Source organism: Marinibacterium profundimaris (genome assembly GCF_002210095.1).
GTDB lineage: Bacteria > Pseudomonadota > Alphaproteobacteria > Rhodobacterales > Rhodobacteraceae > Marinibacterium > Marinibacterium profundimaris.
In genome coordinates this window covers 619,519-638,123 of sequence record NZ_AQQR01000001.1, presented here as the reverse complement: position 1 = coordinate 638,123, position 18,605 = coordinate 619,519, and the positions used below count along the sequence as shown (strand labels likewise).

The window sequence follows — 18,605 nt, the reverse complement described above, 5'->3', positions numbered from 1 at the left end:
CCATGGACGACACATATTCCATCTTCCGGCACTTCGCGGACAGCTGGATGCTGCTGGCGATGTTCATCTTCTTCATCGGCGTCGTGGTCTGGGTCTTCCGCCCCGGCGCCAGCAAGACCTATCGCGACACCGCCAGCATCCCGTTGCGTGACGACAAGCCGGGCCGCCGCGACAGCGGCGACACTGCCAGTGAATCCAAGACATCGGAGACAGCGTGATGGCTGACAACAAGAAGGACGACGTCACCGGCGTGGAAACGACGGGTCACGAGTGGGACGGCATCCGCGAACTCAACAACCCGCTGCCGCGCTGGTGGCTGTGGCTGTTCTACGCCACGATCGTCTACGGGCTGCTCTACACCATCGCCTACCCGGCCTGGCCCATGGTCAACCGCGCGACCGGCGGCCTGCTGGGCTATTCGACCCGCGGCGAGGTCGCCGAGGAGATCGCCCGCGTCGAGGCGCAGAACGCCGAGGTGGCTGCCCAGCTTGCCGCGGCGGATCTGAACACGCTGGATCCGTCCAGCCCCGCGCACAGCTACGGCATCGCCGGCGGCGCCGCCGTGTTCCGGGCCAATTGCTCGCAATGCCACGGGGCAGGGGCGGCCGGCGCGCGCGGCTATCCGAACCTGCTGGACGACGACTGGCTTTGGGGCGGCGATCTGAATTCGATCGAATACACCGTGCGCCACGGCATCCGCAACGAGGCCGATCCGGATGCGCGCTATTCGCAGATGCCCGCCTTTGGCGAAATACTGTCGACGGGCGAGATCGCGGCGATCACGGAATACGTGCTGGAAATCTCGGGGCAGGAATACGATGCCGGGATGGCCGACACCGGGGCCGAGCTCTTCGCCGACAATTGCGCGGCGTGCCATGGCGACGACGGCACCGGCGACCGGATGCAGGGCGCACCGAACCTCACGGATGCGATCTGGCTTTACGGCGGCGACCGCGATACGATCACCGAGACGATCCATGATGCGCGTTTCGGCGTGATGCCCCCCTGGGGCCCGCGCCTGAGCGATGCCGAGATCAAGGCCGTGACGCTTTATGTCCACGGCCTTGGGGGAGGCGAGGCGGCACCTGAGGAGGAATGAGGGTCCGCCCCGTGTCGGGATCCCTGTGAAACGGATCCGCCCGAGGAGGCCGCAAGGCCGGCCCGGCGGGACGATGGGATCCCGACGATCCAACCAAAGCGACAGGCCAACCAAAGCAACAAGGCGCCGGATCATCCGGCGCCTTTTTGGGTTCCGGCCGCGCAGTGAGCGATCCGGCCCGTTTCGGGCCCCGGACCTGAGTCGGCCGCTGGGCCGGGTTTGCCCTTCGCGACGCCCCCGGCAGGGACGCTTGCCCGGATGCCGGCGCCGCGCTACGCTTCGTTCGACACCTCTTGCCGAAAACGGCGGGACGCCATGCCGCAGCTGCGATCACGGGCGCGTGACACCGGCCCCGAAACCCGTGTCGCGCATTGTCGCAGGACCTTTCGGCCGGCGTTCAGAGGCATAGACTGCATGCAAGGTCGACGGCTCCACACATTCCGGTTGACCTATGTCAAGGCTGGCTTCACCGCCCGCCGATAGGTCCGGAGCCGTGCCGACCCCTGCAACCACAAGGCCGCCAGTTCCATGAGCAATTCCGCACCCGACAGCCTCTATGCCGCCCGCGAGCCGATCTTTCCCCGCCGCGTGAAGGGCAGCTTCCGCACGCTGAAATGGTGGATCATGGGGATCACGCTGGGCATCTACTACCTGACCCCCTGGATCCGCTGGGACCGGGGGCCGAACCTGCCCGACCAGGCCGTGCTGATCGACCTTGCCGGGAGGCGTTTCTACTTTTTCTGGATCGAGATCTGGCCGCATGAATTCTATTTCGTGGCCGGGTTGCTCATCATGGCCGGGCTGGGGCTGTTCCTGTTCACCTCGGCGCTGGGGCGGGTCTGGTGCGGCTATACCTGCCCGCAGACGGTCTGGACGGACCTGTTCATGCTGGTCGAACGCTGGATCGAGGGCGACCGCAACGCGCGCGTCCGGCTCTGGCAGTCCGGCTGGACCGCGAAGAAGGTGCGCCTTCGCGCCATCAAGTTCGCGGCCTGGTTCCTGATCGCGCTGGCAACGGGTGGCGCCTGGATCTTCTACTTCGCGGATGCGCCCACCCTGGCAAGCCAGCTGGTCACTTTCAGCGCGCCGCCGGTGGCCTACACGACGATGCTGATCCTGACCGCCACAACCTTCATCTTCGGCGGCTTCATGCGCGAACAGGTCTGCATCTACATGTGCCCCTGGCCGCGTATCCAGGCGGCGATGATGGATTCGGACACGCTGACCGTGGCCTACCGCGAATGGCGCGGAGAGCCGCGCGGCAAGCATCGCAAGGCGGAAGGGTCGGAACAGCTGGGCGATTGCATCGACTGCATGGCCTGCGTCAACGTCTGCCCCATGGGGATCGACATCCGCGACGGCCAGCAGATGGAATGCATCACCTGCGCGCTGTGCATCGACGCCTGCGACGACATCATGGCCAAGGTCGGCAAGGAGCGGGGACTGATCGACTACCTTGCCCTGTCGGACCAGCCCCGCGAGGAGGCGGGCGAGAAGCCGCGCCCGGTCTGGCAGCATATCTTCCGCACCCGAACGATCATCTACACCGCGCTCTGGTCGCTGGTGGGGGTGGGCCTGGTCTGGGCGCTCTTCGTGCGGTCGGATTTCGACGTCAACGTCTCGCCGATCCGCAACCCCACCTATGTCACCATGTCCGACGGCTCGATCCGCAATTCCTACGACATGCGCCTGCGCAACAAGAACGGCGAGGATCGCCCCTATCGTATCCATGTCGAGGGCGACAACACGCTTCGGGTCTCGCTTGAAGGCACGGTTTATGAGACCGTGATGGTGCCCGCGAACGAGACGATGACCCAGCGGGTCTATGTCATCGCGCCGCGCGACGCGGGCCCGTCGCAGGCCGACCGCACGGACATCCGCTTCTGGATCGAGGATCTCGCCTCGGGCGAGCGGACGCATCACGACACGATCTTCAACGGAAGGGACGATCAATGAGCGAGTTCACCCTGAAGGGCCGCCATGTGGCGATGATCTTCGGCCTGGGCTTCGGCATCATCATCGCCGTCAACCTCACCCTGGCCTACAACGCCGTGCGCACCTTTCCGGGGCTGGAGACGAAGAACTCCTACGTCGCCAGCCAGACCTTCAACGCCGACCGCGCCGCGCAGGAGGCTCTGGGATGGCAGGCCTCGGCGGTGATCCAGGACGATTTCCTGGTGCTGCGCTTCGACACGGTGAACGGGCCGGCCATGCCGACGATCACCAAGGCGACGCTGGGCCGCGCCACCCATGTGGGCGAGGATCGCACGCCCGTCTTCGCCTGGGACGGCGAGGCCTATGTCGCCCATGTGCCCGCGCTTGGCGCTGGCAAGTGGGACCTGCGGCTTGAGGCCGTGGCCGATGACGGCACGCGCTATCGCCGCCGCTTTGAAATGGAGCACCGCCTGTGAGTGTCGCGGCCTGTCCCGGATGTATCGCGGCGGCGCCGGTCGCCGCGGCGGCCGGGCAGGCCGATGGCCCGGCCACGCATCACCTGGTCCTGCCGGGCATCCATTGCGCCGGCTGCATCCGCTCGGTCGAGGGGATCCTGGCGCAGCAGCCCGGCATTTCGGGCGCGCGGGTGAACCTGACGATGAAGCGCGCCTCGATCACCGCCGACCCGGAGGCCGATCCGACGCCCTGGATCCGCGCCCTGGCCGAGGGCGGGTTCGAGGCGCACGAGGCGCAGGAGCTGAACCTGCCGGATGACGGCACGCGGATGCTGATCGTGCGGCTGGGCGTCGCCGGCTTTGCCATGATGAACGTCATGCTCCTGTCGGTGGCGGTCTGGTCCGGCGCGGCCGATGCCACGCGGGACATGTTCCACTGGATCTCGGCTGCCATCGCCATTCCCGCAGCGCTCTTCGCCGCTCAGCCGTTCTTCTCCAACGCCTGGTCGGCGCTGAAGGCCGGGCGGCTGAACATGGATGTGCCGATCTCGCTGGCGATCCTGCTGGCCTGCGGCATGTCGCTGTACGAGACGACGCAAAGCGGGGCGCATGCCTATTTCGACGCGGCGCTGTCGCTGACCTTCTTCCTTCTGGCGGGCCGCGTGCTGGACCAGCGCATGCGCCGGGCCGCGCGCTCCGCCGCGCAGGATCTGGCCGCGCTCGAATCCTCCCGCGTGATCCGGATCGAGGACGGCGCCCATGTGAGCCGCCCGCTGACCGAGATCGCCGTGGGCGACCGGCTGTGGCTGGCCGCCGGCGCACGCCTGCCGGTGGATGCAGAGCTGCTGTCGGACGGGGCCGAGGTCGACCGATCCGCCATCACCGGCGAAAGCCTGGCGGTCGCGCGCGGCCGGGGCGCCCGGCTGTCGGCCGGAGAGGTCACGCTGACCGGCCCGATCGAAGTCGCCGCGACGGCGGTGGGCGAGGACACGACCCTGCGCCGCATGACCCGCCTGGTCGAAGTCGCGGAAAACGCGCGCAGCCGCTACACCGGCCTCGCCGACCGCGCGGCGAAGATCTACGCGCCGGCGGTGCACCTGGTCTCCTTCCTGGCCTTCCTGGGCTGGGTCGTGCTGACCGGGGACCTGCGGCAGGCGCTGAACGTGGCCATCGCCACGCTGATCATCACCTGTCCCTGTGCGCTTGGCCTTGCCGTGCCGGCGGTGGCCACGGCGGCGACGGGTCGGCTGTTCCGGCGCGGGCTGCTGGTGAAATCCGACACCGCGCTGGAGCGGCTGGCCGAGATCGACATGGTGGTCTTCGACAAGACCGGCACGCTGACCCGCGCGGCGCTGACCCCGCCCGAGGATCTGCCCGAAGACCTGGCCCCGGTGCTGATGGCGCTGGCCATGGCCTCGGACCACCCTTTGTCGCGCGGGCTGGCGGCGCATCTGGCGCCTTTGCAGCCGGCGCAGCTGGACAGTATCGTGGAAGAGGCCGGCAACGGCGTCCGCGCGATCTGGGCGGGCCGCGAGGTCCGGCTGGGCCGCGCCGGCTGGGCCGGGGCGCCGGGCGAGGGCACGGCGTTTGCCGTAGACGGCGAAAACTGGCCGCTGGCGCCCACCGAACACCTGCTGCCCGATGCGGCAGAGGCCGTGGCCGCTCTGGCCGCGCGGGGCCTGCCGGTGCATATCCTCACCGGCGACACGCCCGACAAGGCGGCGACCATCGGCGCGGCACTTGGCGCGACCGAAGCCCGCGCGCGGATGACGCCCGAGGACAAGCAGGCCTACCTGGCCGAGCTGCAGGGGCAGGGGCACAAGGTGCTGATGGTCGGCGACGGGCTGAACGACACCGCCGCGCTGGCCTCGGCCCATGCCTCCATCGCGCCGGGTTCGGCGCTGGAGGCGCCGCGCAACGTGGCCGATATCGTGCTTGTCACCGGCGCGCTCTCGGGCATCGACGACGCGATCGCCACCGCCCGCAAGGCGCGCAAGCTGATCCTGGAGAATTTCGGCCAGGCCGCCGTCTACAACCTCATCGCCGTGCCCTTCGCGATCCTCGGCTTCGTCACCCCGCTCTGGGCGGCGTTGGCCATGTCCGCAAGCTCGGTCACCGTCATCCTGAATGCCATGAGGCTTCGCTGAACCATGAACGTGCTCGTCATCCTCATTCCCGTGTCGCTGGCCCTGGGCGGCCTGGCCCTGGCGGGCTTTCTCTGGACGATCCGGTCGGACCAGTACGACGACCCCGACGGAGACGCCTGGCGCATCCTGAACGACGACGACTGAGCCAGGCGCGCTTAAGCCAGGCCGACGGCTGCGTGGAATCAGGGCATTTGTACCGCGTCAACCGGGCCGTTCGCCGACGCGTAAGACCTTTTGCCTAGGGACCCCATTCCGGTCTATGGCTATGCTTTGGTATTTAGCGGGGAACAGGGCATTTTTCATGAGCCAGGAGAAGACATCGGACTGGGCGCTGATTATCGACGATCACCCTCTGTTCTGCGATGCCCTCGAACTGACGCTGAGAGCGGTCTCCTCCCTGCAGAACATCGCCACGGCCGATTGCATGGCCTCGGCGATGGACACGATATCGGCCCGCTCGAAACCCTCGCTTATTGTGCTGGACCTGAACCTGCCCGATGTCAGCGGCCTTGACGGGCTGGTCAAGCTGAAGGCCGCCGTCGGCCCGTGCCCGATCATCGTGGTCTCGTCGATGTGCGAGAACGCCATGATCTCGGCCGCGCTGCATGCCGGCGCCTCGGGTTTCGTGCCGAAGCACAGCCGCCGCGCCGTCTTCAAGGAGGCGCTGCAGGCCGTCGGCAACCACGAGGTCTACAAGCCCCCCGGCTATGTCGAGACACCCGACATGGACGACAAGCTCGACACGGTCGAACGGCTCGCCTCGCTCACCCGGCAGCAGACCTGCATCCTCGAGCTGATCTGCGAGGGCAAGCTGAACAAGCAGATCGCCTATGAACTGTCGATCGCCGAGACCACCGTGAAGGCCCATGTCACCGCGATCATGCGCAAGCTGGGCGTGCAGAGCCGGACGCAGGCGGTTCTGGTCGCGCAGCAGGCGAAATTCTCCAGCGTCTTGCCTGAGACCGAGTAACGTCCCATTGTTGCCCGTGGCGGGGGGCCGGCAGACGACCGCTCCGCCGCAGGAGGAGCATATGGATTTCGTCGACCCGAAGGATCCGGTCGAGGTTCAGAACGACAAGCTGTCGCGCATCGTCGAAAGCCTGATCCGCCGCGTGGAGCAGGCCAGCGCGCCGTCCGAGCTGGCCTATGCCCAGTTCGAGCGCGCCGCCTATCTCGAGGCGCAGATGCTGCAGCAGACCCGCGCGCTGGAACGCACGCTGGACCAGCTGAGCGAGAGCAAGGAGAAGCTGGGCGTCGCCAATGTCGCAGCCCGGGCCGCCCGCGCGCACCTGTCCGAAGCGATCGAGGCGATTGCCGAGGGCTTCGCGCTGTTCGGCCCCGACGACCGGCTGATCCTGGCCAATTCGCGGTTCTGCGTGAACCTCAAGGACGTGACCCCGCATATCCGCCCGGGCCTTGCCTTCCGGCGCTACCTGCAGCTGGTGAGCGAGTCCGAATTCCTGGATCTCGGGCACCGCCGCTCGCCCGAGGACTGGATGAACTGGCGCCTGGCGCTGCACGACAGCAACACCGCCAGCTTCAACGTGACCCTGATGGGCGACCGGTATTTCCAGACCTCGTCCCAGCGCACCGCGACCGGCGGCACGGTGATCATGCATTCCGACGTGACCGACCTGATCCGGGTCGAGCGGCAGGAGCGCGACGCGCTGATGGACCGGCAGGCGATGCTGCTGCAGGCGACGCTGGATCACCTGGACCAGGGGGTCTGCATCTTCGGCGAGGATGGCGGCGCGGTCGGGCAGAACCGACGCCTGGTGGAGCTTCTGCACCTGCCGCCGCAGCTGTCCGGCAAGAAACTCTCGGCCGAGGTGATGCAGGAGCACATGGGCCGCACCATGACCTTTCCGCACGGTTTTGGCGCGGACGACCTGGGCGATTGGATGCGCAATGCCGCTACTCAGCCGCCCATCGCATTCGAGGTCAGGCAGGGCGGGCGTATCTTCCTGAAGGTCTTCGGCCGGCACATCCCCAGCTGGGGCGTGGTGATGTCGTTCACCGATGTCACCGCCGAACGGCTGGCCAACAACGCGCTGCGAGACCTGAACGAAGGGCTGGAGCGCCGGGTGGAGGAACGCACCAAGGCGCTGGGGGAGGCGCTGCGCGATGCCGAGCGGGCCACCGCGTCGAAATCGCGCTTCGTGGCCGCCGCCAGCCATGACCTGATGCAGCCGCTCAGCTCGGCCAAGCTGTTCATCTCGTCGATCGCCGACACCTCCGAGGACGAGCAGATCCTGAACGTCATCGGCAAGGCCGAGACCTCGCTGGCGCATCTCGAACAGATCATCGAGGCGTTGATGGATATCTCCAAGCTGGACGCGGACAAGGTGGTGATGGACCGCCGGCCGATCCCGCTGGAAAACATATTCGGCATCCTGCGCGACCAGTTCACGCCGCAGGCCGTGGCCAAGGGGCTGGGCCTTACGGTCGTGCCCTCGTCGCTGCTGGTCGAGAGCGATCCGGGCTATCTGCGGCGGATCCTCGAGAACCTGATCTCGAACGCGGTGCGCTACACCGACCGGGGGCGGATCGTGGTCGGCGTGCGGCGGCAGGGCAACAGCGCCCGGATCGAGGTGCGCGACACCGGGCGCGGCATGACCGAAGACGAAAAGCGCGTCATCTTCGAGGAGTTCCGCAAGCTCGATCCCGGCTCCGGCCCCGCCCAGGGGCTGGGACTGGGCCTGGCCATCGTGGAACGCGCCTGCGCCTCGCTGGACCATCCGCTGAGCGTGACATCGGTCCCGGGCGAGGGCAGCTGTTTCTCGGTCTCGGTGCCGATCCTTGATGCCTACTGGGGCTCGGACCGGGGCATGATCGCCGAGAGCCCGGTCCTGGCCGAGCCCAATTGCGACGGGATCATCGTGCTGCTGGTGGAAAACGACCGCCAGCTGCGCCGCGCGCTGTCGCTGCATATCGAGGGCTGGGGCGGGCTGGTGGTGCCTGCGGAATCGGCCGAGGACGCGGTGGAGCTGATGAACGAGGCCGGGATCGTGCCCGATGCGCTGCTGCTGGATTATCACCTGGGCGAGGGTCCGACCGGGCTGGATGTCTATCACCGGATCGCGGGCCAGCACGGGCCCTGCGCCTGTCGCATCGTCACCGCCGACCGGTCGCGCAACCTGCGCCGCTATTGCACGGACCACGGGCTGGAGATTCTCAACAAGCCGATCGACCGGGCGCAACTGCTGGATTTCCTCAACGAGGTAAGTGCCGCGAAACGGCTGATGGAGGCCGGCTGAGGGCTCCTCGCCGGCCCTTTCGGGCCGTCTCGGGGCGTTTCGGCAGACAAAGGTCGTAGGCGCAGGCCCGGTTTTCTCAGAACCTGAGAATGCCATCCACGGAAAATGACAGGTCGCTCGGCCGGGTCTACGCTCTTCCCACAGCGGCCCTTATCTGGGACGCGACACCGAAAGCCAAAGTTCATGAGGAGGACATCAACCATGGCATGGACCAAGCCGACCGCCACTTCGATCGCCTGCGGGATGGAAATCAACATGTACGGACCCGCGGAAGACGAGGATCACGACCTGTTCTGATCGAGCCATGCATGTCACGGTCCTTGGGGCCGGGGCAGGCGGGGGCCTGCCGCAATGGAACTGCGGCTGTGCCAATTGCTCGGATGCCAGGTCCGGCAAGATCCCACCGATGACCCAGTCGTCGGTGGGTGTTTCTTTGGACGGCACCGACTGGGTCGTCCTGAATGCCTCGCCCGACATCCGCGACCAGCTGGCCCGGACACCCGAATTCCACCCGCGCGCGCTTCGGGATACGCCGATCCACACGGTGGTCCTGACGAACGGCGATATCGACCATGTCGCGGGGCTGCTGACGCTGCGCGAGAAGACAGCGTTCCGCGTGGCCGCCACCGCCGAGACCGCCGGCGTGATCGAGGCCAACCCGGTCTTCGGTGTGCTCGACCGGGCGCTTGTGTCCTTCGACACGATACGCCTCGAGACCCCGTTCGAGGCCGCCGGGCTCACCATCCTGCCTTTCGCCGTGCCGGGGAAGATCCCTCTCTACCTTGAAGCCGAGGGCATCGCCGATGACAGCGAGGCGCTCAGGGCCATGGGCGAGCAGACCATCGGCCTGCGGATCACCGACGGGACGACCACCGCCTATTACATCCCCGGCTGCGCCGAGGTGCCGGACTGGCTGGTCGACCGTCTGTCGGACGCCGACCTGCTGCTGTTCGACGGCACGGTCTGGGAAAATGACGAGATGACCCGCACAGGGACCGGCCGGAAAACCGGGGCGCGCATGGGCCATGTCCCGATGTCGGGCGCCGAGGGCAGCATCGCGCGGCTTGCCGGGCTTTCGGCGACGAAGGTCTTCATCCACATCAACAACACCAACCCGGTGCTGCAGCCCGACGGTCCCGAACGCGCCATCGCGCGGGACGCCGGCTGGACCGTTGCCGGGGACGGCACGAGGTTCACGCCATGAAGGACATCCCCGACGCCTCCGCCTTCGAGGCCCGCCTGCGCCGGATCGGCGCCGAACGCTACCATGACAAGCACCCGTTCCATCATCGTCTGCATTCCGGCCAGTGCACCATGGACGAGGTCCGCGCCTGGGTCATCAACCGCTACTATTACCAAAGCCGCATCCCCATGAAGGACGCCGCCTTCATGAGCCGCGTCACCGATCCGAAGCTGCGCCGCGCATGGCGCTCGCGGATCGAGGATCACGACGGGGCCGAGGGCCGCATGGGCGGGATCGAGCGCTGGCTGAAGCTGGCCGAGGGCGTGGGGCTGGATCCGGAGTACGTGGCTTCGGAACAGGGCATCCTGCCGGCGACGAAATTCGCCGTGGATGCCTATGTCCGCTATGTGCGCGACATGCCGCTGCTGCAGGCGGTGGCGTCCTCGCTGACCGAGCTCTTTGCGCCCAAGATCCACGAACAGCGCATCGCCGGGCTGCTTGAGCATTACGGTTTCGCCAATCCCGACACGATCGCCTATTTCCGGCACCGTCTGACCGAGGCGCCCAAGGACGTGGCCTTTGGCCTGCAATGGGTGATCGACCATGCCGACACCGCCGAGAAACAGGACGAGGCCGCCGCGGCGCTGACGTTCAAGACGGATGTGCTCTGGGCCCAGCTCGATGCGCTGTGGTCGGCCTATGTCGAACCCGGACGCATCCCGCCCGGCGGCTGGAACACGCACGAGGGCCTGCTGTGAGCGACGACCGCATCCCCGTGCTGCCCCGTGGCGTGCGCCGCCACCACGATGCCGTGCGCGGGCAAGAGGTCCTTCTGGGCCCCGAACGCGCGCTGATGCTGGACCAGACAGCGGTGGCGATCCTGTCGGAGGTGGACGGGCAGCGCTCGCTTTCCGACATCGCAGGCCAGCTTGCGCAGACCTACAACGCGCCACGCGACGTCATCGAACCCGACGTGGTGGCCTTTCTCGACGGTCTCGCCGACCAGATGCTGATCGCCTATGCCTGACACCGCCCGCATATCCGTCCAGCCGCCCATCGCCATGCTGGCCGAACTGACCCATCGCTGTCCGCTGGCCTGCCCCTATTGCTCCAACCCTTTGGAGATGACGGGGCGCGAGGCCGAGCTCGATACCGAGACCTGGCTGCGCGCCTTCCGCGAGGCGGCGGAGATGGGCGTGCTGCAGCTGCATCTGTCGGGGGGCGAGCCGGTGTCGCGCCGCGATATCGTGGAGCTGGCGAAAGGCGCGCGGGAGGCGGGGCTTTACGTCAATCTCATCACCTCCGGCATCGGGCTGACCGATGCGCGGCTGCAGGCGCTGGAGCCCTGGGTGGACCATATCCAGCTGTCGCTGCAGGGGGTGACTGCGGCGGTGGCCGACCGGATCGGCGGCTACACGGGCGGGTTCGAGCGCAAGATGCACGTGGCCGAGCGGATCGGGCAGATGGGCTTTCCGCTGACGCTGAACGCGGTGATGCATCGCCACAACCTTGACGATCTGCCCGCGACGCTGGACATGGCCGTCCGGCTCGGCGCCCGGCGGATCGAGGTCGCCTGCGTGCAGTTCCAGGGCTGGGCGCTGAAGAACCGCGCCATGCTGCAGCCCTCGCGCGACCAGGTGGACGAGGCCAAGCGCATCGTCGCCCGCGCCCGGAGAGAGCTGAAGGGCAGGCTGGCCATCGATTTCGTGCCCCCGGATTATTACGCCGACTACCCCAAGGCCTGCATGGGCGGCGGCTGGGGTTCCACGGGGCTGAACATCGCGCCGGATGGCAAGGTGCTGCCCTGCCATGCGGCCGAGACGATCCCGGGCCTGACCTTTCGCACCATCGCCGAGGCCGGTCTGCGCGAGATCTGGTACGACAGCGCGGCCTTCAACGCCTTTCGCGGCACCGACTGGATGCCCGAGCTTTGCCAGACCTGCGACCGCCGCGACGTGGATTTCGGCGGCTGCCGCTGCCAGGCCATGGCCATCGCCGGGGATCCCACCGCGACCGACCCGGTGTGCCGGAAATCGCCGCACCGCGCGCTGGTCGACGCGGCGCTGGAGATCGACGTGGTCGATGCGGCGGAACCGGACTTCGTCTATCGCCGGCTCTGAACCGCTTGACCTTGGCGGCAAAACCCGAACAACTGCCGCCATGGTGGAGGAGTTGGATCCTAGTCGCGGCCCGTCCGACGTGGTGCGGACGGCCTCGGTTGCGGGGACCGGCCCGGGCGTGGCACATGACCTGATCGCCGCGCTGGGGCAGGGCCCTTTCGCGCATGTTCTGATCTTCTCGGCCCCCGGACCCGGGTTTGCCGGGCTGGTGGAGGCTGCCACCGATGCCTGCGCCGCCCCGCTCAGCGCCTGCACGACCGCCGGAGAGATCTCTCCCGAGGGTTATTGCGAGGGCTCGACCGTGGCGGTGGGCTTTCCAGCGCGGCATTTCGCCGTGGAATGTGTCGAGGTCGCGGACCTGGCAAATATCGACACCCAGGGGCTGATCAACGCGATCGTGGCCAAGCGCAACGCGCTGGCGGCGGATCACCCGAACTGGCTGTCCGAATTCGCCTACGGGCTGATCGACGGCGTGTCGATGGGCGAGGAGGCGCTGCTGCGGCAACTGGCGCCGGGGCTGGCGGGGATGCCGTTCTTCGGCGGCTCGGCCGGGGACGGGCGCGCCTTCCGCACCACCTATATCGCCCATGGCGGCAAGGTTTCGACCGGGGGCGCGGTGATCGCGCTGGTGCGCTCGGCCTGTCCGGTGCGGGTGTTCAGCCTGGATCATTTCTCGCCCACGGACCGGCGGCTGGTGGTGACCGGGGCGGAGCCGGGCAAGCGGATCGTGCACGAGATCAACGCGGCGCCGGCGATCGAGGAATATGCCCGCCTGCTGGGGCTGGATCCGCAGGACGTGAGCCTGTCGACCTTCGCGGCGCATCCGCTGGTGGTCCGCTTCGGCGACCGGCATTACGTGCGCGGCATCCAGGAGCGGCTGGACGACCGGTCGCTGTCGATGGGATCGGCCATCGACGAGGGGCTGGTTCTGTCGCTGGGCGAGCCCACGGAAATCGCCGCGCATCTTGAAAGCCATCTGTCGGGCCTGGCCGACGAGGTGCATCCTGAGGCGATCCTGGCCTTCGATTGCATCCTGCGCCGGATCGAGGCGGAGGATCACCAGCTGACGGCGAAGGTGTCCGAGATCCTGCGCAGTTTCCGGGTGGTCGGGTTTTCCAGCTACGGCGAGCAGATTGACGGGCTGCACGTCAACCACACGATGACCGGGGTGGCGATCTATCCTCCGGGGCCCGTGGCGGGGCCGCGCGGCTGAGGGGTGTCCCACGCGTGGGACACTTGGCGGGTCTATATTTTTCAATGGGTTGCAGGCGCGTGTTAGGGAAGTCTTAGGGATTTCCCGGGTGCGGTGCCCTGCTGCGGGCACCTGCGCGGGGTGGCCGGCTGCGGGTTGAGTATTTGGACAAAGGTGAAGACAGGGGGCAGTGCCCTGCTGCCGGTGGATGTGACGGGTGGCCGGCCGGGGAATGAGGTATTTGGGCCAAGAAGAAGACATGGGGTGGGCACCCGGAGGTCCGTGGACGGCGCGGGGTGCTTTCTGTCTGTCAGGACGTGACCGGGCCCCTGAATTGGGATGTCAGGAGCCCGTCAGGTGGGTGTCAGGAGCGGCCCAGCTTCAGCTCAGGCGGCGGGCAGGCCGGCGGCGGCGCGGCCTTCGGGGGTCTTCAGCGAGAAATCCGTGCCAAGCCAGTCGTTGGCGGCGGGCTCGAACAGGAAGGCCAGGCCCTGCGCAACCCATTCGGGAGGAATGTGATCCTCCCAGTCGAGCTGGCTGACCGGGTTCAGGCCCGAGGCCTTGATCTCGCGCTGCATCTGGGTCGCCACCGTGCCGGGCGACAGGCCCATGACGCGGATGCCCCTGTCACCGTATTCCAGGTGCGTGGCGCGGGTCAGCGAGAGAACCGCGGCCTTGGTCGAGCAATAGGCGCTCCAGCCCTCCAGCACGCCGGTGGCCGCGCCCGAGGAGATGTTGACGATCGTGCCGCCGCCCTGGTCGAGCATCGGCGGAAGCGCCGCGCGCAGGCCGTGGAAGACGCCCTTGACGTTGATGTCGACGGCCTTGCCCCAGGCGGCGGGATCGGCCTCGGCGATATGGGCGATCGGGTCGATGACGGCCGCATTGTTGATCAGCCCGTCGAGCCGGCCATGGGTGGCCACGGCATGGTCGACCAGCTGCTGCACGGCGGAGAAATCCGCCACATCGCAGGCCAGGGCCGAGGCGGTGCCGCCGGCTTCGCGGATCTCGGCGGCGATGGTGTCGATCGCATCGCCCGACCGGGCGGCGAGCACGACGGCGGCGCCCTGGTCTGCAAAATTGCGCGCGGCGGCCTCGCCGATGCCGCGGCTGGCGCCGGTGATGATGATGGTCTTGTCCTTGAGCGCTGTCATGGCCTGGTCCTCCTTCCTGGGGATCTGGGGGCAACCTAAGCGGGCCGGCCCGCGCCGGAAACCCCGGAGCATGGTCGAGATCGCGGTTTCTTGATCGCATCGGGCGCCCGGGGGTTTAGACCGGCTCTCAGCCCAGGCAGCCCTGAGCTGCCGGGGCGATGCCGCGCCATGGGTCCGAGATCGCGGCCACATTCCACGGGGGATGCGCGGATGTTTACCGGCGGTGGGATCCGTGACATTCCCTGTATCCAGTTGGTGAGGGGAGAAGACCGCGATGCCGGCCGACCGCGAGATGTTCGATTTCTGCGTCAAGAGGGTGCGGCGCCCCGCCCGGGTCCCGGCATGAGCTTCGGCCAGGCGATCCGTCTTGGATACCGGCGCTGCGTGACCTTCCGGGGACGGGCGAGCCGGCCGGAATTCTGGTATTTCGTGCTGTTCTTCGTTCTGGGTTCGGCCGCCGCGGGTCAGATCGATACGGCGCTCTTCGGGGAGTACGGCGCGGTGCCGGCCTCGACGCTGTTTCTGTTCGTCGGGGGCTTTCCGCTGATCTCGGCCGGCTGGCGGCGGATGCACGACACGGGGCGGTCGGGCCTTTTCCTGTTCTACCCCGCGATCGTGCTGATCGGCACGACCAGCTTCATCGGCTTTCTGGGTGGCGTGATGCCGACCGAGCCCGGCGTCGCCTTTGCCCAGCTGCGCGAGGCGATCGGCGCGATCGGCGGGCTGGTGGCCTTCGGCGCGCTGATCGTGCTGGTGATCTCGCCGCTGCTGGTGCTGTGGTGGCTGACCCGGCCCAGCGAGCGCGGCCAGAACAAGTGGGGCTGGCCGCCCGCCTGACGCCCGCGCCACACGGGCCGCAAGGGCACGCCCCGGTCCTTCATCTTTGCAGAAATACTCAATCCGACACCTGCCACGGGCGCGGCCTGCGACGGGCAGGGGCCGCCGGTTTCAGCCCCGCCTGAGCCGCGACAGGGTCAGCGTCACCGCGAAGATCAGCGCCGCCGCGCAGACGATGGTCGGCCCCGTCGGCGTGTCCAGCACAAAGGCCCCGCCCAGCCCGCCAAGTGCCGCCACGGCGCCCACCAGCCCCGCGCCGAGGGCCATCGCCTCGGGCGTGCGCACCAGCGGCCGGGCGGCGGCGGCGGGGATCACCAGCATGGCACCGATCAGCAGGACGCCCACCACCTTGATCGCCACCGCCACGACGATGGCGAGGGAGAGTGTCAGGATCAGGTCCTCGCGCCGGGGATCGAGGCCGGAGGCATAGGCGAGATCGGGGCTGAGCGTGGCGGTCAGCAGCGCCTGCCAGCGCCAGCACACCAGCGCCAGTACCAGGGCCGCGCCGCCCCAGATCACCGCCAGATCGCCGCGCGTCACCGCGAGGATGTCGCCGAAGAGATAGCCCATCGGGTCCAGCCGCACCTCGGGCAGCAGCGCCACCGCGACGAGGCCTGCGGCAAGCGAGCTGTGGGCGGCGACGCCCAGCAGCGTGTCCATCGCATGGCCCCGGCCCGCCAGCTGCGAGACCAGCCGCGCCATGACCAGCGCCACGATCAGGATCGCGGGCATCATCGGCAGCGAAAAGCCGAGCGCCAGCGCCACGCCAAGGACGGCGGCATGGGCGGTGGCCTCTCCGAAATAGGACATGCGGCGCCATACCACGAAGACGCCAAGGGGGGCGGCGGCCACGGCCACGCCAAGCCCGGCCAGCGCCGCGCGGACAAGGAAATCGTCAAGCATCAGTGGGTCTTCTCGGCGGCTGCAGGCACATGATCGTGGGCGTGATCATGCGGATGGTCGTGGTGGTGGTGGTGCGAATGTTCGTGCCGGTAGAGCGCCAGAGTGCCCTTGGTGCCGGTACCGAAGAGCGCCTGGTATTCGGGGGCGGAGGCGACGATCTCGGGCGTGCCTTCGCAGCAGACATGGCCGTTGACACAGACCACCCGGTCCGAGGCGGCCATGACCACGTGCAGATCGTGGCTGACCATGACGATGGCGCAGCCCAGCGTGCGGCGGATCTCTTCGATGCGGTGGTAGAAGGCGGCGGCGCCGGGCTGGTCGAGGCCCTGGGTCGCCTCGTCCAGCATCAGGACCTGGGGGGTGCCCAGCAGGGCACGGGCCAGCAGCACGCGCTGGAACTGGCCCCCCGAAAGCTGTGTCATCTGCCGCGCGCCAAGGCCCGTGGCACCGGCCTGCTCCAGCGCCTCGGCGGCCCGGGCCGGGGGGATGCGGTGCGGCAGCGACAGGAAGCGGTTCACCGTCAGCGGCAGGGTCGGATCGATCGACAGCTTCTGCGGCACGTAGCCGATGCGCAGCCCCGGCGTGCGGACCACCTTGCCCCGGGCGGGGGGAATCGCGCCGACCAGCGCGCGCAGCAGCGAGGATTTGCCCGACCCGTTCGGCCCGACGATGGTGATGATCTCGCCCGGGGCGACGGCGAGGCTGACGCCGTGCAGCACATTCCGCCCGTCGAGATCGACGCGCAGGTCCTGGGCCTCGATGAGGGGGGATGTCATGCGGCGCAGGCCGGGCAGAGGCCTTCGACCTCGACCACCATGCGCTCGATCGAAAAGCCCGCCTCGCGCGCGGCATCGCCCAGCTGACCCTGGGCCAGCTCCGTCTCGGCCTCGGCGACCAGCCGGCACTCCCGGCAGATCAGGAAGGACGGGCGGTGCGACCGGCCCAGGTGGGCGCAGGCGATATAGGCGTTCAGCAGCTCGATCCGGTGCGCGAGCCCGTTCTTCACCAGGAAATCCAGCGCCCGGTAGACCACCGGCGGCTGCGAGCCCAGGCCCTCTTCGGCCAGCACCGGCAGAATGTCATAGGCGCCGAGCGCGCGATGCTCGGCCAGCAGTATCTCGAGCACGCGGCGGCGCACCGGAGTGAACTGCAGCCCTTCCTCGGCGCAATGGGCGTCGGCGGTGGCCATCGTGTCGGTGATGCAGCGGGTGTGATCGTGGCGGTCGAAGCCGATTGTGGACATGGGGCAGGCTCTTGGCTCGTCTTTCGGGGTTGCTATGTTATAACGGTCCGTCTAAGGCAGTCGCCACCTGTTATAGTATAACATGCCGGAGATGTCCATGCGCCGCCTTCTGTCTTTCTTCTGCCTTCTGGCCAGCCCGCTTGCGGCCGAGCCGCCAAGGGTCGTGGCCGACATTGCCCCGGTGCACGGGCTGGTGTCGATGGTGATGGAGGGCTCGGGCACGCCGGAGCTGCTGATTCCGCCGGGGGTGTCGGCCCATGACATGGCGCTGAAGCCCAGCCAGGCGCGGGCGCTGATGCAGGCCGACCTGGTGGTCTGGATCGGGCCCGAGATGTCGCCCTGGCTGGACCGGGCGCTGGCGGCGGGCGATGCGCAGGACCTGGTGCTGATGGAGGTGCCGGAGACCCAGCTGTACGCGTTCCGCGAAACGGCGCTGTTCGGGGACCACGCCCATGACGGCCACGTCGAGGAGGCCGGGCATGACCATGACCATGGCGGCGAGGACCCGCATGTCTGGCTGGATCCGATGAACGCGGCGGTGTGGCTGCCGGCGCTGGCGGATGCGCTGGCCGGGCTGGACCCGGAGAATGCCGCGCTCTACCGCGCCAATGCCGAGGCGGGCGTGGCCGAACTGACCGAGCTGACCGACAGCCTGCAGGCGCAGATGGCGCCGGTGCGGGATGTGCCGCTGATCGCCTTCCACGATGCCTTCCAGTATTTCGAGGCGCGGTTCGGCCTGACCATGGTGGGCGCGATTACCGCCGCCGACGACAGCGATCCGGGGCCGGCGCGGGTCTCGGCCCTGCGCGACGCGGCGCGCGAGGGGCGCGTGGTCTGCGCCATGGCAGAGCCGCAGTTCAATCCCGGCCTGCTGGACGCCGTGACCGAAGAGGCCGGGCTTCCCGTGGCGATCCTGGATCCTTTGGGGTCGAATATTGATTTGGGATCAGGCTTTTACGAGGCGCTTCTAAAGCAGATGGCAGGAGCGGTGACGGAATGTGTCGGGAGCGCCGGGAAGTAAGCCGGCGTCAGGCGTGATGGATCTGCGCCCCGGCAGGGTTACTGCCGGGGTGTTTTTGT

The 18,605-nt window shown here is 68.1% G+C and carries 20 protein-coding genes; 16 read left to right on the top strand and 4 right to left on the bottom strand.

Annotation, left to right across the window (positions count from 1 at the left end):
* Positions 1–2 precede the first annotated feature (2 nt).
* The 14 genes from ATO3_RS03095 (at position 3) to ATO3_RS03030 (ending at position 13,409) form a co-directional block, all read left to right on the top strand.
* Entirely contained in the window at positions 3–218 is a 216-nt protein-coding gene (locus tag ATO3_RS03095) for a cbb3-type cytochrome c oxidase subunit 3 (protein WP_088648313.1), read from the top strand.
* Entirely contained in the window at positions 218–1,099 is an 882-nt protein-coding gene (gene ccoP / locus ATO3_RS03090; RefSeq protein WP_088648312.1) for a cytochrome-c oxidase, cbb3-type subunit III, read from the top strand. The genes ATO3_RS03095 and ccoP overlap by 1 nt, the downstream gene beginning before the upstream one ends.
* Before the next feature lie 528 nt (positions 1,100–1,627).
* Entirely contained in the window at positions 1,628–3,055 is a 1,428-nt protein-coding gene (gene ccoG, locus ATO3_RS03085) for a cytochrome c oxidase accessory protein CcoG (RefSeq protein ID WP_088648311.1), read from the top strand.
* Entirely contained in the window at positions 3,052–3,510 is a 459-nt protein-coding gene (locus ATO3_RS03080) for a FixH family protein (protein ID WP_088648310.1), read from the top strand. Before ccoG ends, ATO3_RS03080 begins: the two co-directional genes overlap by 4 nt.
* Positions 3,507–5,636 (top strand): heavy metal translocating P-type ATPase, encoded by a 2,130-nt coding sequence (locus tag ATO3_RS03075; protein ID WP_088648309.1) that lies wholly within the window; start codon positions 3,507–3,509, stop codon positions 5,634–5,636. Before ATO3_RS03080 ends, ATO3_RS03075 begins: the two co-directional genes overlap by 4 nt.
* Before the next feature lie 3 nt (positions 5,637–5,639).
* A complete protein-coding gene (gene ccoS, locus ATO3_RS03070; RefSeq protein WP_088648308.1) occupies positions 5,640–5,780 on the top strand; it encodes a cbb3-type cytochrome oxidase assembly protein CcoS in 141 nt (46 codons plus the stop codon).
* 157 nt (positions 5,781–5,937) lie between these two features.
* A complete protein-coding gene (locus ATO3_RS03065; protein WP_088648307.1) occupies positions 5,938–6,606 on the top strand; it encodes a LuxR C-terminal-related transcriptional regulator in 669 nt (222 codons plus the stop codon).
* A 61-nt stretch (positions 6,607–6,667) separates the two neighbouring features.
* Positions 6,668–8,893 carry a hybrid sensor histidine kinase/response regulator gene (locus ATO3_RS03060; RefSeq protein WP_088648306.1) on the top strand — a complete coding sequence of 742 codons (2,226 nt, stop codon included), beginning with the start codon at positions 6,668–6,670 and terminating at the stop codon, positions 8,891–8,893.
* A 201-nt stretch (positions 8,894–9,094) separates the two neighbouring features.
* Positions 9,095–9,190, top strand: a complete 96-nt coding sequence (gene pqqA / locus ATO3_RS03055; protein ID WP_088648305.1) for a pyrroloquinoline quinone precursor peptide PqqA — start codon at positions 9,095–9,097, stop codon at positions 9,188–9,190.
* A gap of 7 nt (positions 9,191–9,197) precedes the next feature.
* On the top strand, positions 9,198–10,097 hold the full coding sequence (pqqB, locus tag ATO3_RS03050) for a pyrroloquinoline quinone biosynthesis protein PqqB (RefSeq protein WP_088648304.1): 900 nt from the start codon (positions 9,198–9,200) through the stop codon (positions 10,095–10,097).
* Positions 10,094–10,834, top strand: a complete 741-nt coding sequence (pqqC, locus tag ATO3_RS03045) for a pyrroloquinoline-quinone synthase PqqC (RefSeq protein ID WP_088648303.1) — start codon at positions 10,094–10,096, stop codon at positions 10,832–10,834. Before pqqB ends, pqqC begins: the two co-directional genes overlap by 4 nt.
* Positions 10,831–11,103 (top strand): pyrroloquinoline quinone biosynthesis peptide chaperone PqqD, encoded by a 273-nt coding sequence (gene pqqD / locus ATO3_RS03040; RefSeq protein ID WP_088648302.1) that lies wholly within the window; start codon positions 10,831–10,833, stop codon positions 11,101–11,103. Before pqqC ends, pqqD begins: the two co-directional genes overlap by 4 nt.
* The gene (pqqE, locus tag ATO3_RS03035) at positions 11,096–12,196 is read left to right on the top strand and encodes a pyrroloquinoline quinone biosynthesis protein PqqE (RefSeq protein ID WP_088648301.1); all 1,101 of its coding nucleotides are present in this window, start codon (positions 11,096–11,098) and stop codon (positions 12,194–12,196) included. Before pqqD ends, pqqE begins: the two co-directional genes overlap by 8 nt.
* 40 nt (positions 12,197–12,236) lie before the next feature.
* On the top strand, positions 12,237–13,409 hold the full coding sequence (locus ATO3_RS03030; RefSeq protein ID WP_088648300.1) for an FIST signal transduction protein: 1,173 nt from the start codon (positions 12,237–12,239) through the stop codon (positions 13,407–13,409).
* A 365-nt stretch (positions 13,410–13,774) separates the two neighbouring features.
* On the opposite strand, the gene ATO3_RS03025 is transcribed toward ATO3_RS03030, so the two are convergent.
* A complete protein-coding gene (locus tag ATO3_RS03025) occupies positions 13,775–14,542 on the bottom strand; it encodes an SDR family oxidoreductase (protein ID WP_088648299.1) in 768 nt (255 codons plus the stop codon).
* 342 nt (positions 14,543–14,884) lie between these two features.
* On the opposite strand from ATO3_RS03025, the gene ATO3_RS03020 reads away from it, so the two are divergent.
* On the top strand, positions 14,885–15,379 hold the full coding sequence (locus ATO3_RS03020; protein ID WP_088648298.1) for a DUF805 domain-containing protein: 495 nt from the start codon (positions 14,885–14,887) through the stop codon (positions 15,377–15,379).
* A 111-nt stretch (positions 15,380–15,490) separates the two neighbouring features.
* On the opposite strand, the gene ATO3_RS03015 is transcribed toward ATO3_RS03020, so the two are convergent.
* From ATO3_RS03015 to ATO3_RS03005, 3 genes are read right to left on the bottom strand one after another with little or no spacing between them, the layout of a single operon-like run.
* On the bottom strand, positions 15,491–16,282 hold the full coding sequence (locus ATO3_RS03015) for a metal ABC transporter permease (protein ID WP_088648297.1): 792 nt from the start codon (positions 16,280–16,282) through the stop codon (positions 15,491–15,493).
* Positions 16,282–17,058: a metal ABC transporter ATP-binding protein gene (locus ATO3_RS03010; RefSeq protein ID WP_088648296.1), complete on the bottom strand. Its 777-nt coding sequence runs from the start codon at positions 17,056–17,058 to the stop codon at positions 16,282–16,284. Before ATO3_RS03010 ends, ATO3_RS03015 begins: the two co-directional genes overlap by 1 nt.
* Entirely contained in the window at positions 17,055–17,525 is a 471-nt protein-coding gene (locus ATO3_RS03005; RefSeq protein ID WP_088648295.1) for a Fur family transcriptional regulator, read from the bottom strand. Before ATO3_RS03005 ends, ATO3_RS03010 begins: the two co-directional genes overlap by 4 nt.
* Positions 17,526–17,622: 97 nt before the next feature.
* On the opposite strand from ATO3_RS03005, the gene ATO3_RS03000 reads away from it, so the two are divergent.
* Complete coding sequence (locus ATO3_RS03000) at positions 17,623–18,546, top strand: zinc ABC transporter substrate-binding protein (protein ID WP_088648294.1); 924 nt, start codon at positions 17,623–17,625, stop codon at positions 18,544–18,546.
* Positions 18,547–18,605: the final 59 nt, after the last annotated feature.